The sequence below is a fragment of the Pseudohoeflea suaedae genome (assembly GCF_004354915.1).
Taxonomy (GTDB): domain Bacteria; phylum Pseudomonadota; class Alphaproteobacteria; order Rhizobiales; family Rhizobiaceae; genus Pseudohoeflea; species Pseudohoeflea suaedae.
The window spans coordinates 2,053,045-2,078,203 of the sequence record NZ_SMSI01000001.1; the positions used below are offsets into that span (position 1 = coordinate 2,053,045).

The 25,159-nt window shown below is 62.8% G+C and carries 20 protein-coding genes and 1 tRNA gene; 12 read left to right on the forward strand and 9 right to left on the reverse strand.

What is annotated here, in order from left to right:
- Positions 1-296 precede the first annotated feature (296 nt).
- Both E2A64_RS09715 and E2A64_RS09720 read left to right on the forward strand, forming a co-directional pair.
- Positions 297-980: a hypothetical protein gene (locus tag E2A64_RS09715; protein ID WP_133284145.1), complete on the forward strand. Its 684-nt coding sequence runs from the start codon at positions 297-299 to the stop codon at positions 978-980.
- A gap of 47 nt (positions 981-1,027) precedes the next feature.
- Positions 1,028-1,267 (forward strand): hypothetical protein, encoded by a 240-nt coding sequence (locus tag E2A64_RS09720; protein WP_133284146.1) that lies wholly within the window; start codon positions 1,028-1,030, stop codon positions 1,265-1,267.
- 20 nt (positions 1,268-1,287) lie between these two features.
- Here E2A64_RS09720 and E2A64_RS09725 read toward each other — a convergent pair.
- Positions 1,288-1,363: transfer RNA gene (locus E2A64_RS09725), tRNA-Lys, on the reverse strand.
- Between the two features lie 315 nt (positions 1,364-1,678).
- Between E2A64_RS09725 and E2A64_RS09730 the strand changes: the two genes are divergently transcribed.
- Positions 1,679-2,422: a cytochrome c biogenesis CcdA family protein gene (locus E2A64_RS09730; protein ID WP_158285727.1), complete on the forward strand. Its 744-nt coding sequence runs from the start codon at positions 1,679-1,681 to the stop codon at positions 2,420-2,422.
- A gap of 7 nt (positions 2,423-2,429) precedes the next feature.
- Here E2A64_RS09730 and E2A64_RS09735 read toward each other — a convergent pair whose 3' ends face one another.
- Positions 2,430-3,374, reverse strand: coding sequence for a DMT family transporter (locus tag E2A64_RS09735; protein ID WP_133284147.1), 945 nt, complete (start codon positions 3,372-3,374; stop codon positions 2,430-2,432).
- Positions 3,375-3,486: 112 nt separating this feature from the next.
- Here E2A64_RS09735 and glmU point away from each other — a divergent pair, with 112 nt between their 5' ends.
- The 3 genes from glmU to E2A64_RS09750 all read left to right on the forward strand — a co-directional run bounded on the left by glmU (position 3,487) and on the right by E2A64_RS09750 (position 7,589).
- Positions 3,487-4,848: a bifunctional UDP-N-acetylglucosamine diphosphorylase/glucosamine-1-phosphate N-acetyltransferase GlmU gene (gene glmU, locus E2A64_RS09740; protein WP_133284148.1), complete on the forward strand. Its 1,362-nt coding sequence runs from the start codon at positions 3,487-3,489 to the stop codon at positions 4,846-4,848.
- Positions 4,849-4,963: 115 nt separating this feature from the next.
- The gene (glmS, locus tag E2A64_RS09745; RefSeq protein ID WP_133284149.1) at positions 4,964-6,790 is read left to right on the forward strand and encodes a glutamine--fructose-6-phosphate transaminase (isomerizing); all 1,827 of its coding nucleotides are present in this window, start codon (positions 4,964-4,966) and stop codon (positions 6,788-6,790) included.
- A 103-nt stretch (positions 6,791-6,893) separates the two neighbouring features.
- Positions 6,894-7,589: a DUF502 domain-containing protein gene (locus tag E2A64_RS09750; protein WP_133284150.1), complete on the forward strand. Its 696-nt coding sequence runs from the start codon at positions 6,894-6,896 to the stop codon at positions 7,587-7,589.
- Positions 7,590-7,595: 6 nt separating this feature from the next.
- Here the strand turns inward: E2A64_RS09750 and recG are convergent, their stop codons facing one another.
- Positions 7,596-9,713 carry an ATP-dependent DNA helicase RecG gene (gene recG, locus E2A64_RS09755; RefSeq protein ID WP_133284151.1) on the reverse strand — a complete coding sequence of 706 codons (2,118 nt, stop codon included), beginning with the start codon at positions 9,711-9,713 and terminating at the stop codon, positions 7,596-7,598.
- Positions 9,714-9,813: 100 nt separating this feature from the next.
- Between recG and E2A64_RS09760 the strand changes: the two genes are divergently transcribed.
- The 3 genes from E2A64_RS09760 to hutC all read left to right on the forward strand — a co-directional run bounded on the left by E2A64_RS09760 (position 9,814) and on the right by hutC (position 14,675).
- Complete coding sequence (locus tag E2A64_RS09760; RefSeq protein ID WP_133284152.1) at positions 9,814-10,137, forward strand: FAD assembly factor SdhE; 324 nt, start codon at positions 9,814-9,816, stop codon at positions 10,135-10,137.
- Positions 10,134-13,643 carry a transcription-repair coupling factor gene (mfd, locus tag E2A64_RS09765; protein WP_133284153.1) on the forward strand — a complete coding sequence of 1,170 codons (3,510 nt, stop codon included), beginning with the start codon at positions 10,134-10,136 and terminating at the stop codon, positions 13,641-13,643. Before E2A64_RS09760 ends, mfd begins: the two co-directional genes overlap by 4 nt.
- A 255-nt stretch (positions 13,644-13,898) precedes the next feature.
- Complete coding sequence (gene hutC, locus E2A64_RS09770; protein WP_133284154.1) at positions 13,899-14,675, forward strand: histidine utilization transcriptional repressor HutC; 777 nt, start codon at positions 13,899-13,901, stop codon at positions 14,673-14,675.
- A gap of 6 nt (positions 14,676-14,681) precedes the next feature.
- On the opposite strand, the gene E2A64_RS09775 is transcribed toward hutC, so the two are convergent.
- The 5 genes from E2A64_RS09775 to hutI are packed head-to-tail and all read right to left on the reverse strand — an operon-like array spanning position 14,682 to position 20,443.
- Positions 14,682-15,218 carry a HutD/Ves family protein gene (locus tag E2A64_RS09775; protein WP_133284155.1) on the reverse strand — a complete coding sequence of 179 codons (537 nt, stop codon included), beginning with the start codon at positions 15,216-15,218 and terminating at the stop codon, positions 14,682-14,684.
- Complete coding sequence (gene hutU / locus E2A64_RS09780) at positions 15,215-16,912, reverse strand: urocanate hydratase (RefSeq protein ID WP_133284156.1); 1,698 nt, start codon at positions 16,910-16,912, stop codon at positions 15,215-15,217. The genes E2A64_RS09775 and hutU overlap by 4 nt, the downstream gene beginning before the upstream one ends.
- A 12-nt stretch (positions 16,913-16,924) precedes the next feature.
- Entirely contained in the window at positions 16,925-17,737 is an 813-nt protein-coding gene (gene hutG / locus E2A64_RS09785) for an N-formylglutamate deformylase (RefSeq protein ID WP_133284157.1), read from the reverse strand.
- Positions 17,737-19,266: a histidine ammonia-lyase gene (gene hutH, locus E2A64_RS09790; RefSeq protein WP_133284158.1), complete on the reverse strand. Its 1,530-nt coding sequence runs from the start codon at positions 19,264-19,266 to the stop codon at positions 17,737-17,739. Before hutH ends, hutG begins: the two co-directional genes overlap by 1 nt.
- Positions 19,259-20,443: an imidazolonepropionase gene (gene hutI / locus E2A64_RS09795; RefSeq protein WP_244598203.1), complete on the reverse strand. Its 1,185-nt coding sequence runs from the start codon at positions 20,441-20,443 to the stop codon at positions 19,259-19,261. Before hutI ends, hutH begins: the two co-directional genes overlap by 8 nt.
- Positions 20,444-20,554: 111 nt before the next feature.
- On the opposite strand from hutI, the gene E2A64_RS09800 reads away from it, so the two are divergent.
- Positions 20,555-21,913 (forward strand): formimidoylglutamate deiminase, encoded by a 1,359-nt coding sequence (locus tag E2A64_RS09800; RefSeq protein ID WP_428977472.1) that lies wholly within the window; start codon positions 20,555-20,557, stop codon positions 21,911-21,913.
- Between the two features lie 33 nt (positions 21,914-21,946).
- On the opposite strand, the gene hisC is transcribed toward E2A64_RS09800, so the two are convergent.
- Complete coding sequence (gene hisC / locus E2A64_RS09805) at positions 21,947-23,050, reverse strand: histidinol-phosphate transaminase (protein WP_133284161.1); 1,104 nt, start codon at positions 23,048-23,050, stop codon at positions 21,947-21,949.
- Between the two features lie 74 nt (positions 23,051-23,124).
- Here hisC and E2A64_RS09810 point away from each other — a divergent pair, with 74 nt between their 5' ends.
- Both E2A64_RS09810 and E2A64_RS09815 read left to right on the forward strand, forming a co-directional pair.
- Positions 23,125-23,901 carry an SDR family NAD(P)-dependent oxidoreductase gene (locus E2A64_RS09810; RefSeq protein ID WP_133284162.1) on the forward strand — a complete coding sequence of 259 codons (777 nt, stop codon included), beginning with the start codon at positions 23,125-23,127 and terminating at the stop codon, positions 23,899-23,901.
- 107 nt (positions 23,902-24,008) lie between these two features.
- The gene (locus E2A64_RS09815; RefSeq protein ID WP_244598204.1) at positions 24,009-25,142 is read left to right on the forward strand and encodes an ABC transporter ATP-binding protein; all 1,134 of its coding nucleotides are present in this window, start codon (positions 24,009-24,011) and stop codon (positions 25,140-25,142) included.
- Positions 25,143-25,159: the final 17 nt, after the last annotated feature.

Sequence of the window (25,159 nt, forward strand, 5' to 3'; positions counted from 1 at the left end):
TAATGTGTGCAGAAGTGTGGGTGATCGCGACGGTTTCATGTGTGTTGATGGCGTCCTTGGCAATAATTAACTGGAACGCGATCCCGCATACGGAGCAATAGAAGCCTTCTTTCGGATATATAAATTAGACAATATAAAATTAGAGTTTGAGCTTGAGTGCTTTACGTGGTCGAATTTGAAAAATCATAGAGCAAGCTCCTTGGTCAAACAGTTTTCCTGCCTTGTGAGAGTGGTCGATACAGGAAAATGCATCATCCGAACTGGCATCTGACTTCGTGCTCTCGGAGGAGCCGTAAATGCGCGTTTTGAAGGCTGTCCTTGCCGCCTTACTGCTCTTTGCGATGGTGTCTCTCATGCGGCCAGCCATAGCCCTATGGGACGGTTATCTTCACTCGGATGCCGGGTCGATTAATGCCGCTTTTGCGGAGCGGTATTATCTACGTGGGCGTCCAATAGTAGAACGCTGGGAAGCTATGAATGTTTTCGAGCGCGGCTATTACTTCAGCGCCTTTCAGAGTTTTCCAGACCTGTCGAATTGCATGGCTTCATCTTCCGATGACGGAGCCATTGGTGCGTTTAATTGGAAGGCGCCAAAAACAAGCGCGCAGTTGGAAGTTTGCTTGTTCCATGTTTCGCAGAAGCTAAATTCTCCAGAAAGTATGGCGTCTTGGCTGGAGAACGAAGGTGTCAAAACCTACAAGTTTCCACATCAGTGGCAGAATGCGAATTTCAGTGGTCGTCACTATTTGATTGATGGGTACCTTCGGTACGATAGTTGTCTTGCATTAGTCGGTCGCTTTTCTGCGATTTCTGATTGGGCATTTTTTTGCGTCACACCAATATCGTGGGGTCTGCGGAATTTATCTCTAAGGGTTTCTGATTTCAACACGGAGATAAAATACGACTATATACAGAATGAATATCATAAAGATGTTTTAAGGATTCAGATTTCCGTAAGGTATGGGGGGGATGTGAAGTGATATATTGAAGATAATGGTGTGTGTTTGCTTTTTTCAAGGAGGGTGAGATGTCGAAAATTTACGTGGCAGCTAATTATGTAACTACTAGTGGTTATTGGGATTTTTTGGTGCCAGATGCTCTTGAGGATTCTGGTCACTTGCAGATCGTTGAAGAAACCGATGGCGGTGCATTCAATGAATTGGAAGTTCAGGCGCCAGGCGCGGCGACTGGCTTCGGATCCATCCGAGGTGCGTGGGTATGTGTCATGTGTGAGAGTATTTTAGCCGCCAATTTGGCAGCGATCTAGCTCTAAAGCGTTGATTCCTATGGTGAGCGCGCAGGGGTTCGAACCCTGGACCTACTGATTAAAAGTCAGTTGCTCTACCAGCTGAGCTACGCGCTCCCGAAAGGCGCCGGGTGACCGGCTCGGGTGGCGCGGAACATAGGCAGGGTCTTTCGTGCGGTCAACCACAAAAACCGCGCTTTTTTCATCCTTTCAACGGCTTGTATTCCCGGGCCGCATTTGCCGCCGTCTTTCGGTCTGAACGGTCGCCGGCGGCCATGCGGCATCGCGTCCGCTCCGGAATTTGTGACTGGTCAGTCACCGGCAGGACCGGTAGAAGCCCCGAAACGAGTGGGAATACCACCGGGACGGGCGCGCGCATCATGCCGAAGGCCGGACCGGGCATGAGAGTTCAGGGTAAGAGGCCGGGTTTCCGTGATTGCCGATATTTCGCTGCTGACCGCCATTTTCGCAGGTGCGCTGTCGTTTCTCTCGCCCTGCGTGCTGCCGCTGGTGCCGCCCTATCTGTGCTACATGGCCGGTGTTTCCTTCGACGACTTCAATCATGGCGACCGTCCGCGCGACAGGACGCTGCAGAAGCAGGTCTTCTTCGCCTCGCTTTTCTTCACGCTCGGATTTGCCACGGTATTCGTCGCTCTCGGCGCGGGCGCATCTTCGATTGGTTCGATGCTGCGCCAGAACATCGACCTGTTCTCCAAGATCGGCGGCGCGATCATCATCGTCATGGGCCTGCACTTCATGGGTGTGTTCCGCATTCCGCTGCTGGCGCGCGAGGCGCGTTTCAACGGCGGCGGCAAGCCGGCCACGCTGTCGGGAGCCTATGTCATGGGCCTGGCCTTCGCCTTTGGCTGGACACCCTGTATCGGCCCGGTTCTGGGCGCGATTCTCGGAGTGGCCGCCTCGCAGCAGACGGTCGGCGCCGGCGCCCTGCTGCTGGCCTTCTACTCATTCGGCCTGGCGCTGCCGTTCTGGCTGGCCGCACTCTTTTCCGGCGCCTTCATGCGGTTCCTGCAGCGCTTCCGCAGGCATCTCGGCACGGTCGAGAAGGTCACCGGCGGACTTCTGGTGCTGACCGGCATCCTGTTTCTCACCGGCGGGATGGCGACCATGTCCTACTGGCTGCTGGAAACCTTCCCGGCGCTCGGCCTGATCGGCTGAGGGCGTCTCAGCGCGTATCGGCGCGCGTGCGCGGCCGCTTTGCCGTCGCCATGATGAGCCCGGTCAGCACGGTTGCGATGCCCACCAGGTGGTAGGGATGAAACGGTTCCCCGAGCACCAGGACGGCAAGCGCCACCCCGTAGGGCGGCAGAAGATACATGAAGATGCCCGCCGTTGCGGCGCCGAGGCGCGCGATGCCGTACTGGAAGCCCGAAAAGGCCAGCAGCGAGGCAAAGAAGACGATGCCCGCAATTCCGCCCCAGGCCGTGGTCGTCACCGGCATGCGCGCGCCGCTGAGAAACTCCCATAGCGCCATCGGCATGAGAAGCACCGCGCCGGCTGCCGCGACGACGCCGAACTGCGACAGCGTGTTCAGTCCCTCCGGCCGGTTCTTTCGCAACAGCACCGAATAGGCGGCCCAGGAGATGGCTGCGACCACGAACAGAAGGTCACCCGTGTTGAGGCGAAGAGACAGCAGGGCCTGGGGCTCGCCCCTCAGCACGATGACCGCCACGCCCAGGAAGCCGATGATAATCCCCGCGATCTCGCGGCCGGTGACCGGGCGGCCGAAGAAGAGCCGTTCGATGATCAGGATGATCAGCGGCGACGTGGTGTAGATCAGCGTGCCGTTCGTCGCCGTGGTGTATTCGAGACCGAGATAGACGATGCCGCCGCAGATCCACATCCCGAGGAACCCGAGCAGCAGCCAGTGGCGCGGATGCCCGGTGACGAAGGCGCGCGCGGGAGCCCATTCGCGCATGACCCAGGGGGTGAGGATGAGCGCCGCCGCCGTCCAGCGGATGAAGGCGAGGGTGAACGGTGCGACCTCGGGAATGGCCAGCCGTCCGAAAATCAGGTTCGACGAGAAGAACAGCGGTGTCGCCAGCATGACGAGATAGGGAACGAGGCTGGCGCTTTCGCCGTGAATCGGTGTTGATGTGGACTTGGACATGGGCTCCCGGTATGTGCGGTATGAACCCGGTCAACGGGCGTGGCTGAACCTATAGGGGATTCGGTTCCACGCGAACAATGCGGCCCGGCGGACAAAGAGACGGAGTACACAGATGCAGCGAAAGAGCTTGGCGGTCATTCTCGCAGCGGGCGATGCCACACGAATGAAGTCGTCCATGTCGAAGGTGCTGCATCCGGTCGGCAACTTGCCGATCATCACCCATGTCACCGCGGCGGCCAAGGCGGCCGGCATCGAACGCGTCGCCCTCGTCGTCGGCCGCGATGCCGAAAAGGTCGCCGAAGCCGGTGCGAGGGCCGGTCTGGAGTGCACGTCCGTGCTCCAATCCGAACGCAAGGGCACCGGCCACGCGGTCCTGATGGCGCGCGACGTGATCGCCGAGGGTTTTGACGACGTCATCGTCCTTTACGGCGATGCGCCCCTGATTGCCCCGCAAAGCCTCGGTGACGCGATCGAGGCGCGCAGGAACGGCGCCGACATGGTGGTTCTCGGCTTTACCGCCGCCGATCCGCACGGCTATGGCCGGATGATCGTCGAGAACGGCGAGCTGACCGCGATCGTCGAGGAAAAGGAAGCGACCGAGGAGCAGAGGAAGATCGACTTCTGCAATGGCGGCATCATCACCATGGACGGCAACGAGGCGATCGCGCTTCTCGAGGCGATCGGCAACGACAATGCCAAGGGAGAATATTATCTTACCGACGTCGTTTCCATCTGCCGTGCGCGCGGCGGCAGGGTGATCGCGCTCGAAGCGCCCGAGACGGACATGATGGGCTGCAATACCCGTGCCGAACTCGCCGCGCTGGAGGCCGAATGGCAGACCCGCAAGCGCCGCGAGGTCATGCTCTCGGGTGTCACACTCTCCGATCCTTCAACCGTTTATTTCTCGCACGACACCGAAATCGGCAATGATGTGCTGATCGAGCCGAACGTCTGGTTCGGACCGGGCGTCACGGTGGGCGAGGGCGCCGTCATCCACGCCTTCTCCCATCTGGAAGGGGCCAAGGTCGGCGCGGGTGCGGCTGTCGGGCCGTTCGCGCGGCTGCGTCCGGGCGCGGATCTGGGAGAAAAATCCAAGGTCGGCAATTTCTGCGAGGTCAAGAAGGCGGAGATCGGCGCCGGCGCCAAGGTCAACCACCTGACTTATATCGGCGATGCGGTCATCGGCGCGAAAGCCAATATCGGCGCGGGCACGATCACCTGCAATTATGACGGCGTGAACAAGTACCTGACCGAAATCGGCGCCGGTGCCTTTATCGGTTCCAACTCCTCGCTCGTTGCGCCGGTGAAGATCGGTGACGGAGCCTATATCGGCTCGGGATCGGTCATCACGAAGGCCGTGGAAGCCGATGCGCTGGCGCTCAGCCGCGTGACGCAGGAGAACTATCCCGGCAAGGCAAGCGTGCTGCGGGCGCGGGCGGAAGCGCGCAAGGCGGCGAAGAATACGAAAAAGTAAGGCTGTATCAGTAACTTGATGTCACGATATGTGAAGGCGGCCGATAACCGGTCCTGTGGCGCGGTCAAGCGTAGCCCTCTATAGCTTTCGCCAACGGGATCAGGGGAGACCATTTATGTGCGGAATTGTCGGGATCATTGGCGGGCGCGATGTGGCGCCCCTGCTGGTGGATGCGCTCAAGCGGCTGGAATATCGCGGATATGATTCCGCCGGTGTCGCCACGCTCCAGGACGGCAAGCTCGACCGCCGGCGCGCCGAAGGCAAGCTCGGCAATCTCGAGGGCCGGCTCGCATCCAACCCGCTTCCGGGTCATATCGGCATCGGCCACACGCGCTGGGCGACGCACGGCGCGCCGACCGAGAACAACGCGCATCCGCATTTCGCGGGCCGCGTTGCCGTCGTTCACAACGGCATCATCGAGAATTTCGCCAGCCTGCGTCGTGAGCTGACGGCCTCGGGGGCGGAATTCGTCACCCAGACCGACACGGAAGTCGTCGCCCACCTTGTGTCTCATTACCTGTCGGAAGGCATGGCCTCCCGCGATGCGGCCCGGGCCGCGATCTCGCGGCTCGAAGGCGCCTATGCGCTGGCCATCCTGTTTTCGGGTGACGACGAGGAAATGATCGTCGGTGCGCGCAACGGCCCGCCGCTCGCTGTCGGCCATGGCAAGGATGAGATGTATCTCGGCTCCGATGCCATCGCGCTCGCGCCCTTTACCGATGAAGTGACCTATCTCGAGGATGGCGACTGGTGCGTCGTCACCCGGGCCGGCGCCGAATTCTACGATGCGTCCGGCCGGCAGGTCGAGCGCGCCCGGCGCATCAGCCGGGGTGCGGCCTATGTGGTCGACAAGGGCAACCACAAGCACTTCATGGAAAAGGAGATATACGAGCAGCCGGAGGTCATCAGCCACACGCTCTCGCATTATATCGACTTTGCCGAAGGCAAGGCCAAGCCGATCGAGGGGATCGACTTCGCAAACCTCGACCGTCTGGCCATTTCTGCATGCGGCACGGCCTATTATGCCGGTCTCATCGCCAAGTACTGGTTCGAGCGCTACGCCCGTCTGCCTGTCGAGATCGACGTGGCCTCGGAGTTCCGCTACCGGGAGATGCCGCTGACCGGCAAGATGGCTGCGCTGTTCGTGTCCCAGTCCGGCGAGACTGCGGACACGCTCGCATCGCTGCGCTATTGCAAGTCGGAAGGCGTGACCATCGGCGCGGTCGTCAACGTGCCGGAATCGACGATTGCACGCGAATCCGATGCCGTTTTCCCGACGCTCGCCGGACCAGAGATCGGCGTGGCGTCGACCAAGGCCTTCACCTGCCAGCTTTCGGTTCTTGCCGCGCTCGCGATCGCAGCGGGCAAGGCGCGTGGCACCCTGTCGGACGAGCAGGAAGCCGAAATGGTGCAGGCCCTCGTCGAGGGGCGGCGTGTGCTGGGCGAGGTCCTGCGCGAAATACAGCCCAGGATCGAGGCGCTGTCGCGCGACCTGAGCCATTTCAAGGACGTGCTCTATCTCGGGCGTGGCACCAATTTCCCGCTCGCTCTCGAAGGCGCGCTCAAGCTCAAGGAAATTTCCTATATCCACGCCGAAGGCTATGCGGCGGGCGAGCTCAAGCATGGTCCGATCGCACTGATCGACGAGGACATGCCGGTCATCGTGATCGCACCGCACGACCAGCTTTATGAAAAGACTGTGTCGAACATGCAGGAGGTCGCTGCTCGCGGCGGTCGCATCGTGCTGATTACCGACGAGCGGGGCGCGCGCGAAACGGCGCTCCAGACGATGGAGACGATCGTGCTGCCGCAGGCTGCCGAAATCGTCACGCCGCTTCTCTATGCCCTTCCTGTTCAGCTGATCGCCTATCATACGGCGGTCTTCATGGGCACCGACGTCGATCAGCCGCGCAACCTCGCCAAATCCGTCACGGTCGAATAGGCCTGCCGGTCCGCGCATCTTGCGGAATGTTGCACCGCACGCCATATAAACGGGCGTGCGGCGGCACTTAGGCTGCCTGACGATTTCGCATGAAGGGCAGTCGATGAACGAACCGGTGAAGAAGAACACGGCCGGCATGCGCCTCAGGCGCTATTTCCTGACCGGTCTCATCGTCGTCGCGCCGCTGGTCATCACGGCCTACCTCACCTGGTCTTTCGTGCTCTGGGTGGATGGCTGGGTCAAACCCTATCTTCCCTCGGCCTATAATCCCGATACCTATCTGCCTTTCAGCCTCCCGGGTTACGGACTGCTGGTTGCGCTGGTGGCGCTGACCATGGTCGGCTTCCTCACCGCCAACCTGGTGGGCCGGACCATTATCGGGTTCGGAGAATCGCTTCTCGATCGCATGCCGCTGGTGCGTGTGCTCTACAAGGGACTGAAGCAGATCTTCGAGACGGTACTGGCGGAGCAGAACAATTCGTTCAAGCAGGCGGCCCTCATCGAGTATCCCCGGAAGGGCCTGTGGTCCATCGTGTTCATCGCCACCGACACCAAGGGCGAGGTCGACCACAAGCTGCCCGGTGAGGAAACCATCTCGGTGTTCCTGCCGACGACGCCGAACCCCACATCCGGCTTCCTGCTATTCGTGCCGCGCAAGGATATCATCATGCTCGACATGACGGTCGAGGAAGCGGCAAAGATGGTCATCTCCGCGGGCCTCGTGTCGCCGCAATATCCGCCTGCGCCGCCCAAGCTTCCGGCAAAGTCCAAGCAGAAGCAGATCACCGTCAGCGAATGACCGGCGTCAGCCGGACCGGAGGAAGCGGATCGCTTCGTCGCGGCGCATGAGATAGAGCAGTATCCTGACGGCTTGTCCGCGCACGCCGGAGAGATCCGGATCGGTCTCGCTCAAGAGCCGTGCATCGTTCCGCGCCATTTCCAGAAGATCGCCATGGGCAGAGAGATCGGCCAGCCGGAAGCCCGGCATGCCCGATTGCTGGGTTCCGAGAAGGTCGCCTTCGCCGCGCAGCCGCAGGTCTTCCTCGGCAATCCGGAAACCGTCCTCGCTGTCGCGCAGGACCGCCAGCCGCGCATGCGCCGTCTCGCTCAGCGGGCCGTGATAAAGGAGGAGACAGCTCGAGGCTTCCGAGCCGCGACCGACCCGGCCGCGCAGCTGGTGGATCTGTGACAGGCCGAAATTCTCGGCATGCTCGATCACCATGATCGTGGCGTCGGGGACGTCGACACCCACCTCGATCACGGTCGTGGCCACGAGAAGACGGGTCTCGCCGGTCTTGAAGGCTGTCATGGCGCGGTCTTTTTCCTCGCCGGACATGCGCCCGTGAACCAGCCCGACAAGCGGCGCGAGGTCCTTGCCGAACGCCTTCCTGAGGCTCGCCGCGCGCTCTTCCGCGCTCATCAGGTCGCTCTTTTCGCTCTCCTCGACCAGCGGGCAGATCCAGTAGGCCTTCTTGCCCTCCTGGACGGCGGATTTGAGACGTCCGACGATGTCGCCCAGCCGCTCGTCGGGGATCGTCGCCGTGGAGATTGGCTTCCGGCCCGCCGGCTTGTCGGTGAGCTGCGAGACGTCCATGTCCCCGAAGGCGGAGAGAACGAGAGTGCGCGGGATGGGCGTCGCCGTCATCACCAGCATGTGCGGCGCCTGGCCCTTGGCGGTCAGCCGCAGACGCTGGTGCACGCCGAAACGATGCTGCTCGTCGACCACCGCATAGGTGAGGTTCTTGTAGACGACCGATTCCTGGAACAGCGCATGGGTGCCGACGATGATCTGCGCCGCGCCGCTCTCGATCCGTCCGAGGATTTCGGTGCGTTCGCGGCCCTTGCTCCGCCCGGTCAGCACGTCGACCGAAACCCCCGCGGCTTCCGCAGGGCCCTTGATGGAGGCGTAGTGCTGGCGCGCAAGGATTTCGGTCGGCGCCATCAGCACGGCCTGGCCGCCGGCTTCCACGGCGTCGGCCATCGTGAGAAGGGCGACCGCCGTCTTGCCGGAGCCGACATCGCCCTGCAGCAGACGGATCATCCGATCCTCGCTGGTCATGTCGGCTAGGATCTGCCTGATGGCGGCGTCCTGACTGCCGGTCAGCGAGAAGGGAAGGTGGCCAAGAATTTTTCCACGCAATGTTCCCTCTGCCCTGATCGAGCGGCCGGGAAGCTTCCTCAGCCGGCTGCGGACCATGGCAAGCGACACCTGGCCGGCCAGCAGCTCGTCATAGGCGAGACGGCGGCGGGCGGGTGCCTTGGGATCGAGATCGGCAGCATCTTCAGGCGCATGAAGCCGCTGGACCGCTTCATCGAAACTGGGGAAGCCGTGCTGCGTGATGAAGTGCCGGTCGCACCACTCCGGCAGCGGTTTCAGCTGCGTCAGTGCCGAGGCGACTGCCTTGCGCAACACTTTCGGCGACAGCCCGCCGGTAAGCGGGTACACCGGCTCGTAAAGCGGCAGCTCGTCCTTCTCGGCCTCGGGCACGATATGGTCCGGATGGACCATGGACGGACGGCCATTATACCAGTCGACCTTGCCGGACACGATGATCGTTTCGCCGACCGGCATCTGTTTTTCGAGCCATTGCTGCTTGCCGTTGAAGAAGACCAGCGCCAGTTCGCCGGTCTCGTCATGCACGAATACACGGTGCGGCACGTTGGCTCGTCCGCGTGGTGCAGCCTGGTGGCGGTCGACGCGCACCGTCAGCGTCACGATCACGCCTTCGGGCGAATGGGCAATGCCGGGGTTCTTGCTGCGGTCGATCAGATTGTAGGGCGGCAGCAGCACAAGATCGACCACGCGGGTGTCGTCGGCATCCTCCCGTCCGGTCACGCGCGCCAGCGCTTCGGCGAGTTTCGGGCCGATACCGGGAAGGTTTTCCACGGGCCGGAAGAGGGAATCGAGTTCGATCGGTCGCATGGGCGCAGGAAACGGACTATCTGCGTCATTTGCAAGGCTTGATGAATGGCTGACAACCGATCCCGGTTCGGCTATTGAGGCGACGCGAAAGAAGGACCTCATGACCGGAACCACCCGAACCAGTGCCGACCTCGACCCGCGCCGGCGGCGGCTGCTCGTGCGCGCCTGGCGCCGCGGGATTCGTGAAATGGATCTGATCCTCGGCGGTTTCGCCGACCAGCAGATCGCCGACCTGACCGAAGCGGAACTCGACACGCTCGAAACGCTTATGGGAGAGGATGACGCCGATCTTCTGTCCTGGATCAACGGAGAGAAGGAGTGCCCGCCGCAACTGGCCACGCCGCTGTTCGAGCGCATCGCGGCATTCCGGCCCCAATTCGGTGGCGATGGCGGACTGAAGACGGAGCGGACCGACCCGCAATGATACCCGAAAAACTCCTGAAATCGCTGACGGGCTATGAAGGTCCGGCAACGCTGTCCGCCGTTCCCCCCGGAATGGATGCCTTCGTGCTGGCGGAGCTGGCGCGCGCCGGCCGCCCGGTCGCCTACATTCTCTCCGACGGTCAGCGCATCGTCGATATCGAGCAGAATCTGGCCTTTCTCGCGCCCGACATTCCCGTTCTTACGCTGCCGGGCTGGGATTGCCTTCCTTATGACCGTGTGTCTCCCGGTGCCGACGTGTCGGCCCGCAGGCTCGAAGCGCTGTCGGGCCTGGCGGCCATTGAGGACAACGCCCATGGCGCGATCGTTCTGATCACCGTCAATGCGGTGCTCCAGCGCGTTCCACCGCGCGATGCTATTCGCCAGATGGGCTTTTCCGCCCGCGCCGGCAGCGTCATCAGGATGGAAGATCTCGCCGCCCGTTTCGAACGCCTGGGCTTTGATCGCGTGGCGACTGTCCGCGACGTTGGCGAATATGCCGTGCGCGGCGGTATTCTCGATGCCTTCCTGCCCGGTGCCGACGAACCCGTCCGTCTCGATTTCTTTGGCGATACGCTCGAGACGATCAGGAATTTCGATGCGGTCTCCCAGCGCACCACGGGGCAGGTGAGGGAACTCAGGCTCAACGCCATGAGCGAGGTCTCGCTCGATCCCGAGACCGTGAGCCGTTTTCGCGCCAATTATCTGCGGCAGTTCGGCGCCGCGACGCGCGACGACGCGCTTTATGCCGCGATCTCCGAAGGGCGCCGCTTCGCCGGCATGGAGCATTGGCTGCCGCTCTTCTACGAACGTCTGGAAACGGTGTTCGACTATCTCGCCGGCTTTCGCATCGTCACCGACCATGTGGCGGTCGAGGCAGCCGGAGAGCGCCGCGAGCAGATCGTCGACTATTACCAGTCCCGTGACGAACAGCTTTCCCAGTCCAAGGGGCAGGGCATCCAGGCAGCGCCCTACAAGCCCGTGCCCCCGGACGCGCTCTATCTCGACCAGCAGGAATTCTCCGTCACGCTCGACCACGCCGGTTCGCTGCGGCTGTCGCCCTTTACCGAGCCGGAAACCTCGGTCCGCAAGGTCTTCGAACTCGATGCCCATGTCGGTCCGCGCTGGGCGGCCGAGGCCGAGAAGCGCGAGGACGGCGAGGCGCGCGTCAATCTTTTCGACAAGGCGGTCGCTCATATCGCCGAAAAGCGCGCCAATGGCTCCAAGGTGCTCGTCACGGCCTGGACCGAAGGTTCGCTTGATCGTCTCCTGCAGGTGCTCGATGAGCACGGGCTCGAAAAGGTCAGGCGTGTCGAAAAATTCTCTGACGTCGCGAAGCTCAAGCAGGGCCAGGCAGCGGCGGCCGTGCTCGCCGTCGAGGGCGGCTTCGAGGCCGATGGGACGGTCGTCGTCGGCGAACAGGACATTCTCGGCGACCGCCTTGTTCGGCGCAACCGGCGCAAGAAGCGCGGCGCGGACTACATTTCCGAAGTCGCCGGTCTCGACGAGGGCTCGCTGGTCGTCCACGCAGAGCACGGCATCGGCCGCTTCATGGGCCTCAGAACCATCGAGGCGGCGGGTGCGCCCCATGCCTGTCTCGAACTGCATTATGCCGAGGGCGCAAAGCTCTTCCTGCCCGTCGAGAACATCGAGCTTCTCTCACGCTACGGCTCGGACGGGGAAGGCGTACAGCTCGACAAGCTGGGCGGTGTGGCGTGGCAGTCGCGCAAGGCCAAGCTCAAGAAGCGGCTTCTCGACATGGCGGCGGGTCTTATCCGTATCGCCGCCGAGCGGCACATGCGCTCGGCGCCGGTGCTCGCTGCGCCTGAGGGCCTTTATGACGAGTTCGCGGCCCGGTTCCCCTATGAGGAGACCGAAGACCAGATGGCCGCCATCGAGGCGGTGCGGGAAGACCTGGCGGCCGGCCAGCCGATGGACCGGCTTGTCTGCGGCGACGTCGGCTTCGGAAAGACCGAGGTCGCGCTGCGCGCCGCCTTCATCGCCGCCATGAACGGCGTTCAGGTCGCCGTCGTCGTGCCGACGACGCTTCTGGCACGGCAGCACTACAAGACCTTTGCCGAGCGGCTGAAAGGCTACCCGATCCGCGTCGCGCAGGCTTCGCGCCTTGTGGGAACGAAGGAACTGGCGCTGACCAAGCAGGAACTGAAATCGGGCAAGTGCGACATCGTCGTCGGCACTCACGCGCTTTTGGGCTCTTCGGTCGATTTTGCCAATCTCGGGCTGCTGATCGTCGACGAGGAGCAGCATTTCGGCGTCAAGCACAAGGAGCGGCTCAAGGAGATCAAGAGCGACGTCCACGTGCTCACGCTGTCGGCCACGCCCATCCCGCGCACATTGCAGCTCGCAATGACCGGAGTGCGCGAACTTTCGCTTATCACCACGCCGCCGGTCGACCGCATGGCGGTGAGAACCTTCATCACGCCGTTCGACACGTTGACCGTGCGCGAGACGCTGCTGCGCGAACATTATCGCGGCGGTCAGAGCTTTTACGTCTGTCCGAGGGTTTCCGATCTCCAGGACGTCGCCGCATGGCTGCGTTCGGATGTGCCGGAACTCAAATTCGCAATCGCGCACGGCCAGATGGCCTCCGGCGAACTCGACGACATCATGAACGCCTTCTATGACGGCAGCTATGACGTTCTCCTGTCGACGACGATCGTTGAATCCGGTCTCGATGTGCCCACGGCGAACACGCTCGTTGTGCATCGCGCCGACATGTTCGGCCTTGCCCAGCTCTACCAGATCCGTGGTCGCGTCGGCCGTTCCAAGGCGCGTGCCTTCGCGCTCCTGACCCTGCCGGTCAACAAGACGCTGACGGCGACCGCCGACCGGCGCCTCAAGGTGCTCCAGTCGCTCGACACGCTGGGGGCGGGCTTCCAGCTTGCCAGCCACGATCTCGACATACGCGGGGCGGGCAACCTGCTGGGCGAAGAACAATCGGGTCACATCAAGGAAGTCGGCTTCGAACTCTACCAGCACATGCTCGAGGAAGCCGTTGCCGAGCTCAAGGGTGACGAGGATATCGTCGACACCGGCTGGTCGCCGCAGATCACGGTGGGAACGCCGGTGATGATCCCGGAAAACTACGTCCCCGATCTCAACCTGCGCATGAGCCTCTACCGCCGTCTGGGCGATATCGCGGATATTTCCGAGATCGACGGCTTCGGCGCCGAGATGATCGACCGCTTCGGCCCGCTGCCGACGGAAGTCGAGCATCTCTTGAAGATCGTCTACATCAAGTCGCTGTGCCGGAAGGCCAATGTCGAGAAGGTGGATGCCGGGCCCAAGGGTGTCGTCATCCAGTTCCGCAACGGCGAGTTCCCGAACCCGGCAGGCCTCGTCAAGTACATCTCGACGCAGGGCAGCCTCGCCAAGATACGGCCCGATCAGAGCATTTTCCTTTCCCGCGATCTGCCGACGGGCGAGAAGCGCCTGGTCGGCGCGGCAGTGGTGATGACGAAAATGGCCGAGATCGCCGAGGCGCAATAATCCGGACACGCCGCCCGTTCATGCGGGCGATATGTCTATATCAAAGCGGATTGCTCGACATCGCTTGCGGGGGAGTGTCGCGGGCGCCCGCGCCTTGTATCCGTGCATGAAAGCGCTCACCGTTGATCTAACCTTAATCCGGCCTGTGCAACTCTGGGCAGGGTTTGGAATGCGCGCTGACCCTGAGCGCGAACGATGTATATACTTGAAGCCGCGGCTCGCGTATCAACGTGGGGCGAGAGGAAGACCCGATAAATGCCGCGTCGCAAGACGCGCCCGGGCGAGACGAGGAACACGATGGCGATTGAAAAGTCCGACACGCTGCACGGTCGGATCCTCGAAGAGTTTTCACGCAAGATCGTGGATGGCACCTGGCCGCCCGGTTTCTCGCTTCCGAAGGAAACCGAACTTGCGGATCAGTACGGCGTCTCCCGCATGACGATGAACAAGGTGCTGACCCGCCTGGCGTCCGACGGTTTCGTCATCCGCCGCAAGCGCAGCGGCACTGTGGTGGCGCAGCCACGCGCGGAATCCGCGGTTCTTGCAATCAACAATATCGGCGAGGAAGTGGCCGCACTCGGTCGCCGCTACCGATGGTCGCTTCTTTCCAGCGAAAGACGCTCAGGCAACGCGCAGGATCGCAGGATCCTCAATCTCCAGGAAGACGACGTCGCCAGCGACTGCCTTTTCCTGCAGGGATTGCACTATTCCAACGACGAGCCGTTCTGCCTGGAAACCCGCGTCATCAATGTCGCAACCGCACCGGATGCCATGACGGTCGATTTCGAGAGGGAAGTGCCGGGCGCCTGGCTGCTGAGCACCATGCCCTGGACCAGGGCGCGGCATCACGTCAGGGCGATCAACGTGTCCGGCCGCGATGCGATGCTCCTGGAGTTGCCGGTGGGTGCTGCCTGTCTGGAAGTGCAGCGCCGAACGCAGATCGAGGAGAACTGGGTGACCTGCGCGCGCCTTCTTTATCCCGGCGAAGCCCATCAGCTGATTGCCGAATTCGATTCCAAGGTCGGCCACTAGCCCGATCTAGCTGCCGCGCGCGATCGTCAGAACCAGCGCGTTTTCGGGAACGATTAATTTCCGCACGGCAGCCAGTTCCATCAGGTCATGTGCGGCAAGCCCGTGAGAGTGCAGCTCATCGAGCGCGAAGAGATAGGCTGCCTTTAGATCTGCCGTGTCGATGGCTTCGCCGGCCTCATGAACCGCCCCCTGAAACGGCCGGCGGACCATCAGGTTCAGATCGAGAAGTTCGTCGGCCAGAAGCTCTGCGTCGCAGCCGAGATCGCCCGGGAACCGGTGCGGCCCGCTGCCTGGGCGCGCCTCTGTCGTCCGGCCGTCCTCGAACCGCAGCCTCATCGCGCCGCCTTCGATCACCGTAAGAACGCGATCGACACCCGGGAAGCGCGAGAAGGGCCCCGACCGGCTGACCTTCGCCGTGCTGATGCGCCAGTCGAAATCGTCGAAACCGGCACCGGCCGGTTCGCACAGGATTTCCGCGGTCTCGCCGCCGCCGTTCTTCCACGGGGTGAAGCGTCGCTCCACCCCGCGATAAATCCTCGTCACGATCCGAGAATCCGCGGAAGCCGCAATCCGTGCTCGCGCGCGCAGTCGATGGCGTCCTGATAGCCGGCATCGGCATGACGCCAGACGCCGGAGGCGGGATCGTTCCACAGAACGCGCTCGAGACGCCTGGCGGCTTCCGGCGTTCCGTCGGCACAGATGACGACACCTGCGTGCTGGGAAAAGCCCATGCCCACGCCGCCGCCATGGTGGATCGACACCCAGGTCGCGCCCGACGCGGTGTTGGTCAGCGCGTTCAGAAGCGGCCAGTCGGAAACGGCGTCCGATCCGTCCTTCATCGCTTCCGTCTCGCGGTTCGGTGAGGCGACGGAACCTGAATCGAGATGATCGCGGCCGATCACGACCGGGGCCTTGAGTTCGCCATTGGCAACCATCTCGTTGAACTTGAGACCCGCGCGGTGGCGGTCGCCGAGGCCGATCCAGCAGATGCGCGCCGGAAGGCCCTGGAATGCGATGCGCTCCTGAGCCATGTCGAGCCAGCGGTGCAGGTGCTCATTGTCGGGAAACAGCTCCTTCATCGCCTGGTCGGTCTTGCGGATGTCCTCCGGATCGCCGGAGAGTGCCGCCCAGCGGAACGGTCCGATCCCCCTGCAGAAGAGCGGACGGATATAGGCGGGAACGAAGCCGGGGAAGGCGAAGGCATTTTCCAGCCCTTCCTCCTGCGCCACCTGTCGAATGTTGTTGCCGTAATCCAGCGTCGGAACGCCGGCATTCCAGAAACCGACCATGGCTTCGACATGATCCTTCATCGAGGCGCGGGCGGCGCGGTTCACCGCCTGCGGATCGCTTTCCTGCTTCTCGCGCCACTCGGCCACGCTCCAGCCCCTGGGCAGATAGCCGTGGAAGGGATCGTGCGCCGATGTCTGGTCGGTCACGATGTCTGGGCGGCCATTGGGCATGTCTTCACCTGCCTGCATCCGCCGCAGGATTTCCGGGAAGATGTCCGCCGCGTTTCCGATCAGCGCCACGGATTTCGCTTCGCCCGCCTTGGTCCATCGGTCGATCATCGCCAGCGCCTCGTCGAGGTCGTGGGTCTTCTCGTCGCAGTATCGGGTGCGGATGCGGAAGTCGGCGCGGGTCTCGTCACACTCCACGGCAAGGCAGCAGGCGCCGGCCATGACGGCTGCCAGCGGCTGGGCGCCGCCCATGCCGCCGAGGCCGCCGGTCAGGATCCACTTGCCGGTCAGGTCGCCGTCATAATGCTGGCGGCCGGCTTCCGCGAAGGTCTCGTAGGTCCCCTGAACGATGCCCTGGGCGCCGATATAGATCCAGGAGCCGGCCGTCATCTGGCCGTACATCATCAGGCCCTTCTTATCGAGCTCGTTGAAGTGCTCCCAATTGGCCCAGTTCGGCACGAGATTCGAATTCGCGATCAGCACGCGCGGCGCATCCGGGTGCGTCGTGACGATTGCGATCGGCTTTCCGGACTGGACCAGCAGCGTTTCGTCGGCTTCCAGATCCTTCAGTGCCGCGACGATGGCGTCGAAGTCGTCCCAGGTTCGCGCGGCCCGACCGATGCCGCCATAGACAACGAGCTCGTGCGGGTTCTCGGCGACGTCCGGATGCAGGTTGTTCATCAGCATGCGAAGCGGCGCTTCGGTCAGCCAGCTCTTGGCGTTGAGCTCGGTGCCGGTCGGCGGAAAGACATCGCGCTGATTGTGACGGGGGTTGGTCATCCGTTTGTCCTTTCAATGCCGGTTCGCGCGGCCCGCGGCATCGGCCGCTGCGCGCATGATGCCAGTAAGAATGTCGGCAAGCTGCCTGCGCAGCCTGTCGGCCTTTTCGCCATCCAGATCGAATGGCGGGACTTCGCTCGCGAGATGGGAGGATTGTGCGAGTTCCATCTGAACGGCGTGGAAGCCCTTGTCGGGGCGCCCGTAATGCCGTGTCGTCCAGCCGCCGCGGAAGCGCCCGTTGAGCACATGCGTGCGACCGGTCGCCTTGGTCGCGGAATAAGCCGCTTCCTCGATCAGCGGGTCGCAGGTGCGGCCTTCGTCGGTGCCGATGTTGAAATCGGGCAGGATGCCGTCGAACAGCCATGGAATGACCGAGCGGATCGAATGGCAATCGTAGAGGACGGCATAGCCGTGAATGGCCTTCACGCGCTCGAGTTCGGCTTCGAGTGCCCGGTGATAGGGCGCATGAAAGTGTTCGGCGCGGCGGCTGATCTCCGCTTCGTCCGGCTCCTCTCCCTCGCGCCATATCGGCATGTTGTCGAATGTGGTGAGGGGCACCAGCCCGGTCGTGGTCTGTCCGGGGTAGAGCGACTGGCCGGAGGGATCGCGATTGGCATCGATGACGTAGCGATGGAATGTCGCCCGGACCGTCGTGGCACCGTCGATCAGCCCGTCATAGAGCTTATCGATATGCCAGTCCGTATCGCGCAGCAGCCGGCCCTCATCGTTCAGTTTCGAGAAAATGTCTTCCGGTACGTGGCTGCCGGTATGCGGCAGACCGAGAACGAGCGGGCTGTCGCCCCTGTTGATGATGACCGGCTCCATCAGAAGACCTCCGGGAGCATCTCGTAAACAGGGGCGGCGAGTTCACCGGAGTGAACCAGATCGGCGGCAGCCACGAGATCGGGCGCCATGTAGCGGTCGTCGACGACAGAACCGACGTCCTGCCTGAGCCGCGCGATTGCCGACGACAGGGGCGCCGAGGTGGCAAGCGGGCTCCTGAGCTCGATGCCCTGAGCGCCCGTCAGGGCTTCGATGCCGACGATATTGAACAGGTTCTGCGTCATCTGCAGCAGCCGGCGGGCACCGTGGCATGCCATTGACACGTGATCCTCCTGGTTGGCGGAGGTCGGGGTCGAGTCCACCGAGGCCGGATGCGAGAGCTGCTTGTTCTCGCTCATCAGGGCGGCGGAGGTGACCTCCGCGATCATCAGGCCGGAGTTGAGGCCGGGTTTGGGCGAGAGAAACGCCGGAAGTCCGAAGCTCAATGCAGGATCCACGAGCATGGCGATGCGGCGCTGCGAGATCGAGCCGATTTCGGCCACGGCCAATGCGATCATGTCGGCCGCGAATGCGACGGGCTCTGCATGGAAGTTGCCGCCCGAGACAACCTCTCCATCAGAGAGGACAAGCGGATTGTCGGTGGCGGCATTGGCCTCGATTTCGAGCGTTGCGGCGGCCTGGCGCAGAAGGTCGAGACAGGCGCCGGCCACCTGCGGATAGCAGCGCAGGCAATAGGGATCCTGGACCCGTTCGTCGTTCTCCGCGTGGCTGTCACGGATCTGCGAACCGTTGAGAAGGTTGCGCAGCGTGGCCGCGACCTCGATTTGCCCGCGGTGGCCGCGCAGCGTGTGGATTTCCTCCGCGAAGGGAGCGGTCGAGCCCATCGCCGCATCCGTCGAAAGAGCGCCGGTGACGATCGCGGCCTGCAGCGCGCGTTCGGCACGGAACAGGCCTGCGAGCGCCAGAGCCGTCGAGACCTGCGTTCCGTTGATCAGCGCAAGCCCTTCCTTGGCTGACAGGACAACGGGTTCGAGCCCCGCGCGTGCGAGTGCGTCACGGGCAGGAAGGCGTTCATTCCGGTGATAGGCTTCGCCTTCGCCGATCATCGCAGCCGTCATGTGGGCGAGGGGGGCGAGATCGCCCGAAGCGCCGACCGAGCCCTTTTCAGGAATGACGGGAAGCACGCCTGATTTCAGCATGGCCTGCATCAGGGCGACGATCTCCGGTCGGACGCCCGACGCGCCACGGCCCAGCGACATCAGCTTGAGCACCATGATCAGGCGCACGATCTCCGGCGCCAGCGGCTCTCCGACCCCGCAGCAATGGCTGAGGATCAGATTGCGCTGCAGGGTGGCGACATCGGTGCTCTCGATGCGGATCGAAGCCAGCTTGCCGAACCCGGTATTGACGCCGTAGACCGGCGCATTGCCGGCGGCGACTTCCGCGATGCGGGCGGCCGCGCGTTCGATGCCGGGAAGAGCGGTCTCCGACAGGGTGATCTCGGTTGTGTTCCAGTAGATGTCCGCCAGGGTGCGAAGCGACACCTGGCCGGGCGTGAGCGTTTCAGCCATGGACGACTGTTCCTTTGAAAATGCGTTTATGCAGAAGATTTGCGCCGAGGCGCCCGACGAGTTGTGCCGGTCGCTCGGCATCCCAGATGGCGAGATCAGCGGATGCGCCGGGTGCGACAACGCCGATTTCGTTTTCAAGGCCAAGCGCCCTGGCGGCATTGAGCGTGACGGCATCGAGGCATTCGCGAACGGTCAGCCCGAACAGGACGGCGCCCATGTTCATCGTCGTGAGAATGGACGAGACCGGCGATGTTCCTGGATTGCAGTCGGTCGCCAGCGCCATCGGCACGCCCGCCTTGCGCAGGGCGCCGACAGGCGGCTTTTGTTTTTCGTTGAGCATGTAGAAGGCGCCGGGCAGCAGAACGGCCACTGTGCCGGAGGCGGCAATGGCCTGAACTTCCGGATCGTCTGCATACTCGAAATGATCGACGGAGAGGGCGCCGAACTCAGCGGCGAGCGAGGTTCCGCCGGAGCGCGTGAGCTGTTCCGTATGGAGCTTGACCGGGAGCCCCAGGTTACGGGCCGTCTCGAACAGCGGACGGATTTCTTCGGCGGAGAAGGCAATGGATTCGCAGAATGCGTCGACTGCATCCACGAGACCCTCTTCATGCGCCTGTTTCAGTCCGGCGATGGCAACGTCGCGAATGTAGTCGTCCCTGCTGCCGTCGAAATCCTTCGGCATGGTGTGGGCGGCAAGCCAGGTGGTCTTGACCCGCACCGGCCGGCGTGTCTCCAGCAGTCGCGCCGCTCGCAGCATGTCGAGTTCGGATACGATCGACAGGCCGTATCCGGACTTGATCTCGAGCGTCGTCACGCCCTCGGCGAGAAGCGCGTCTATGCGCGTGAGGGAGGCGGCAAGCAGCTCCTCGGGGTTGAGCGCGCGCGTGGCTGCCACCGACGAAACGATGCCGCCGCCGGCGCGGGCGATGTCCTGGTAGTTGGCGCCCTCAAGGCGCATCTCGAACTCGTTGGTCCGGTCGCCGCCGTGGATGATATGCGTGTGGCAGTCGATCAGTCCGGGCGTGACGAGGCGGCCGCCGCAGTCGATGACCTCGAGATTTTCCGTCGGCAGCGCAGCGCCCACGGACGCGATCCGGCCATCTTGCAAGGCAATGTCGACCAGCTCGTCGTTTCCGTAGGCGAGCCGTGCATTGGTAAGAAGAAGGGCGTCTGGCATATGAGTCCCCGGTGCGGTTTTTGAGCTTTGCATCCGTTGTTCAATAAGTATATACATAACAGCCATCGGTTGAAAAGGTCAATTTTGGCCGGTCCGCCGTCATCGCAGTGGATTTGGGAACGGGAGCAGCAGAACATGATCTTCGCAGACAAGGCGCTGTTGCCGGATGGCTGGGCCCATAATGTCCGGATCGAGGTCGTTCGCGGCTTCGTCGGCGCCGTCACGACGGACGCGGAGGCGCAACCCGGTGATGTGCGGGTCTCAACGCTTCTGCCCGGCATGCCCAACGTGCACAGTCATGCGTTTCAGCGCGGGCACTCCGGGTTGACCGAGATGCGGGGCACCGGGCGTGAAAGCTTCTGGACCTGGCGGCAAATGATGTACCGCTTCGCCCTGTCGGTCGGTCCCGAAGACGTCGCGGCTCTTGCCGAGATGGCTTATGTCGAGATGCTGGAAGCGGGCTACACACGCGTCGGTGAATTCCATTATCTCCACCACGCGGCGGACGGTTCGCCCTACGACAATCCCGCCGAACTGTCAGACCGGATTTTCGACGCGGCAGAGGCAACCGGCATCGCCCTGACGCATCTGCCTGTTTTCTATGCCCATGGCGGTTTCGGGCCGCGCGCTCCGGACGAGGGGCAGCGACGCTTCCTCCATTCCGTCGCGCGCTTTGTCGATCTCGTCGGGCGTTGCGACGCACGTCGGAGCCGAGCGCAGGATCGCGTCGGCTTTGCGCCCCATTCGCTGCGTGCAGCCAGCCATCAGGATCTCAGCCAGCTTTGCGAGGCGCTTCCGGGGCGCAAATTGCACATTCATATCGCCGAGCAGGTTCAGGAGGTTGAGGACTGTCAGGCTTTCTCAGGCAGGCGCCCGGTCGAATGGCTGCTCGACAATTTCGATGTGAATGAAAACTGGTGTCTGATCCACGCGACGCACATGACCGAAGCCGAGACAAGACATGTCGCGGCCTCGAACGCCGTTGCGGGATTGTGCCCGGTCACCGAAGCCAATCTCGGGGACGGCTTGTTCCCGGCACCCGAATTCCTGGAGGCAGGCGGCCGGATCGCGATCGGAACGGATTCCAACGTGCGCATCGATGTTGCCGAGGAACTGCGCATTCTCGAATACGGTCAGCGGCTTCAGTCCCGCGCGCGCAATGTTCTGGCAGAAGAGGGTGGTTCGACCGGGCGCAGGTTGTTCGACGCGGCGCTTTCAGGCGGGGCGCAGGCCTTGGATGCTCCCACTCCGGAACTTGCGGCTGGCGCGCCGGCGGATCTCGTGGGCTTGCGCGATCCTCTGGGGCTTGATCAGGGTGACGCGCTGCTCGATCGCTGGATTTTCGGCCGCGACACGGGTGTGTCCGACGTATGGGCCGCCGGGGCGCACGTGGTGCAGGCAGGCCGTCACATTCGGCGAGACGAGGTGCAGTCGCGTTTCGCCGATGTCCTGAAGCGCGTTCTGTCGTGAAGAAAATCCTGCCGCGGCTTTGACAGGCCGGGATCAGAGAACCCGGCTCAAGGCCTCCAGAAACTGGTCGTTTTCCCAGGTCAGGCCGACGGAAACCCGGATGAAGGTCTCGTATCCCTCCTGTTTCCAGGGCTTGACCACGACGCCGTGGTCAATCAGGCGGTCCGCGACTTCGATGGACGGCTGGCCGCAATCGACGAAAAGGAAGTTGCCCTTTGACGGCAGCACGCGCAGCCCCATTCCTGTGAGCGTTTCGGCCATGCGCGCTCGCTCTTTCAGCGTGTGGGCGACCGCCTGATCCATGGCGTCGGTCCGGGTCATGGCGGCAAGGGCGGCAGCCTGTGCCACGGCGTTGACGTTGAAGGGCGTGCGGACGAGGTTCATGGCGCGAATGACGTCGTCGCTGTTCGATATTCCGTAGCCTATCCTCAATGCCGCCAGTCCGTAGGCCTTGGAGAATGTCCGCAGGATCAGGAGCGGCTTGTCGTGGCTTTCAAGGCGTGTGGCGGCGGAGGCAAAATCCGGGCCCGCCGCATATTCCACATAGGCTTCGTCGAGACACAGAAGGCTGTCCGGATGCTGGGCGTCGAGCAGCGCATCGAGATCCTTCGGCGTCAGCCAGAGGCCTGCCGGGTTCATCGGATTTGCGATCAGGATGAGGCGGACCGGCCGCGCCGCTGCTTTCAGAAGTGCGGGCGTGTCGATCGAGAATTCCGACGTCAGGCCGATGCGGGTGACCTCAGCGCCCATCATGATGGCGTAGTCCTCGTGAAGGGGGAAGGAGGGGAAGAGCGTGACGACCTCGTCTCCGGCGTTCAGCGAGGCGCGGGCGAGCACGTTGAGGAGATCCTCGGACCCGTCACCAAGCACGATGCGGCTTTTCTCCGCGCCGGTCTGGGCGGCAATCTCGTCGACCAGGGCGCGCCCGGACGGATCCGGGTAGAGGAAGGGGCGAGATATGGCGTCCGCCATCGCTTTTTTGGTGGCTTCGTTCGGCCCGTGTGGGTTCTCGTTCGATGCAAGTTTTGCTATGCGACGTCCTCCGGCGCGCGCCGCGACGTCGTCGAGTGTCAGACCGGAATTATAGGGCTTGAGCGCTGCAATTTCGGATCGGGCTGAAAACCTGGGCGGGCGCATGATGCTCTCCGTTGACTCGCGGGTGACGATTGGTCACTCTATGTATAGACATATCAATAGGAGATCGAATTCCGATGCAAGGTCAAAGTGGTTCAGGCAGCGACGTGACGTTCGATTTCACGGGCAAGACCGTGTTCGTGACTGGCGCAAGTCGGGGTATCGGGCGCGAAATCGCCTTGTCTTTCGCCCGCGACGGAGCGCGACTGATCCTCGGTGCGCGCAATGCCGACGCGCTCGACCGGGTGGGGCAGGAGGCCCGCTCGCTGGGAGCCGAGGTCCAAATCCTCACCCTCGACCAGCGCAATGTCGAGGATATCAAGTCCCGTGTCGCGAACCTCGGTTCCATCGATGTTCTCGTCAACAATGCCGGCGTCGAGGAGGTTCGGCCCACCCTCGAAGCCGACGAGGCGCTGTGGGACAAGATCGTCGACACCAATCTGAAGGGTGCCTTCTTCGTCGCGCAGGCCGTGGCATCGAAGATGGCGGATGCGGGGTCCGGTTCGATCATCAACCTGGCCTCCCTGACCTCCTATGTGGGAGTGCCGGGCGCGGTGCCCTATGGTGCGTCGAAAAGCGGAATTCTCGGCATGACGCGTGCCATGGCCGCCGAATGGGCGCCGTTGGGAATACGGGTCAACGCAATCGCGCCGGGTTATTTCGAGACCGACATGACCAGCGTCTTCTACGAGAACAAGGCCTGGGTGGAGCAGATGATCTCCGGCATCCCGGCAGGCCGCCTCGGTGAGCTCTCCGATCTTTCCGGCACGGTGAAATTCCTCGCCTCCAGCGCTGCCAGATATATAATCGGTCAATGTGTGATCATCGACGGCGGCTATCTGGCTAAGATTTAGGCGATGGCGAATTTTCCGCCAAAAGCCCACCCTGAGGCGAAAAACAAGTATATACTTTTAATCCGAGAAGTGCTTAGCTTCGCTCAAAGCAGATTGCAGGGGCAACGATGACAGACCGATCCGCCGCACAATACGCACCCGCAGACGGCGCCCGCGAGATCGCGGTGCGTGCGAGCCACGTCTCGATGGACTTCGGCGGCGGTGTTCTGGCGGTGGATGATGCGAGCTTCGAGCTGGAGAAGGGCAGGTTCCTGACGATCCTCGGTCCCTCCGGCTCCGGCAAGACGACGCTGCTGCGGATGATCGCGGGCTTTCAGAAGCAGACCGCCGGCGAGATAACGATCAACGGCAAGGCTGTCGGGGCGGCGCCGCCGCATCGCCGCTCGATCGGAATGGTGTTCCAGCGGCTTGCCCTGTTTCCCCACATGACCGCCGCCGAGAATGTTGCGTTCCCGCTGAAGATGCGCCGTTTCGATCCCCGGACGATCCCGGACCGGGTGAACGGATTTCTGGAACTGGTCAAACTCGGCGGCTACGGCAATCGCCGGATCAACGAGCTGTCGGGCGGCCAGCAGCAGCGCGTCGCCATCGCCCGCGCCCTGGTCTTCGAGCCGGATCTCCTTCTTCTCGACGAGCCGCTCGCCGCCCTCGACGTCAAATTGCGCGAGGAGATGCAGCTCGAGTTCCGCCGTATCCAGCACGAACTCGGCGTCACGACGATCAATGTGACCCACGACCAGCGCGAGGCCCTTGTCGTCTCGGACGATATCATCGTCATGGACGGCGGACGCATTCAGCAGCACGCTAAGCCCGTCGAGCTGTATCGCGCACCGACCAATCCTTTCGTCGCCGGCTTTCTCGGCCTGTCTTCCTTCGTTGAGGGCAAGGCGACCGCCGACGGCGATCTCCAGTCGGGCGACCTCAAGGTTCTCGGCGTTTCGGCGGGCGATGTGACGGAGGGTGTTCCCGTCATCGCGGCAATCCGCGCCGAACAGATCCGCCTCGCCAGGTCCGCGCCGGCGCTCGGCGCGTGCGAGATGCAGCTGGATGCCACCGTCATCGATACGATTTTCGAGGGTGAGCGGCAGATGTACATCGTCGAGGCAGCGTCTCTGCCCGGTACGACCTTCCGCGTCTACCACCACGACCCCGAAGGTTTCGGCCTTTTCGATATTGGCGATCCGGTTGCCATCGGCTGGAATCGTCGCGACCTGAAGATCTTTCGCCACGCAGCAGAATGACAATAATAACAGCTGCA

Bases quoted from the DNA above. Each gene is read 5' to 3' on its own strand.
- hutI (WP_244598203.1), bottom strand. From the start codon at position 20,443: ATGCCAGACGCCCTTCTTCTTACCAATGCACGGCTCGCCTACGGAAAC.
- recG (WP_133284151.1), bottom strand. From the start codon at position 9,713: ATGCGACCGATCGAACTCGATTCCCTCTTCCGGCCCGTGGAAAACCTT.
- glmU (WP_133284148.1), top strand. From the start codon at position 3,487: ATGCAGCGAAAGAGCTTGGCGGTCATTCTCGCAGCGGGCGATGCCACA.
- E2A64_RS09720 (WP_133284146.1), top strand. From the start codon at position 1,028: ATGTCGAAAATTTACGTGGCAGCTAATTATGTAACTACTAGTGGTTAT.
- hutU (WP_133284156.1), bottom strand. From the start codon at position 16,912: ATGACCAACCCCCGTCACAATCAGCGCGATGTCTTTCCGCCGACCGGC.
- hutG (WP_133284157.1), bottom strand. From the start codon at position 17,737: ATGGAGCCGGTCATCATCAACAGGGGCGACAGCCCGCTCGTTCTCGGT.
- E2A64_RS09810 (WP_133284162.1), top strand. From the start codon at position 23,125: ATGCAAGGTCAAAGTGGTTCAGGCAGCGACGTGACGTTCGATTTCACG.
- E2A64_RS09715 (WP_133284145.1), top strand. From the start codon at position 297: ATGCGCGTTTTGAAGGCTGTCCTTGCCGCCTTACTGCTCTTTGCGATG.
- glmS (WP_133284149.1), top strand. From the start codon at position 4,964: ATGTGCGGAATTGTCGGGATCATTGGCGGGCGCGATGTGGCGCCCCTG.
- hutH (WP_133284158.1), bottom strand. From the start codon at position 19,266: ATGGCTGAAACGCTCACGCCCGGCCAGGTGTCGCTTCGCACCCTGGCG.
- mfd (WP_133284153.1), top strand. From the start codon at position 10,134: ATGATACCCGAAAAACTCCTGAAATCGCTGACGGGCTATGAAGGTCCG.
- E2A64_RS09750 (WP_133284150.1), top strand. From the start codon at position 6,894: ATGAACGAACCGGTGAAGAAGAACACGGCCGGCATGCGCCTCAGGCGC.
- E2A64_RS09815 (WP_244598204.1), top strand. From the start codon at position 24,009: ATGACAGACCGATCCGCCGCACAATACGCACCCGCAGACGGCGCCCGC.
- E2A64_RS09760 (WP_133284152.1), top strand. From the start codon at position 9,814: ATGACCGGAACCACCCGAACCAGTGCCGACCTCGACCCGCGCCGGCGG.
- hutC (WP_133284154.1), top strand. From the start codon at position 13,899: ATGCCGCGTCGCAAGACGCGCCCGGGCGAGACGAGGAACACGATGGCG.
- hisC (WP_133284161.1), bottom strand. From the start codon at position 23,050: ATGCGCCCGCCCAGGTTTTCAGCCCGATCCGAAATTGCAGCGCTCAAG.
- E2A64_RS09735 (WP_133284147.1), bottom strand. From the start codon at position 3,374: ATGTCCAAGTCCACATCAACACCGATTCACGGCGAAAGCGCCAGCCTC.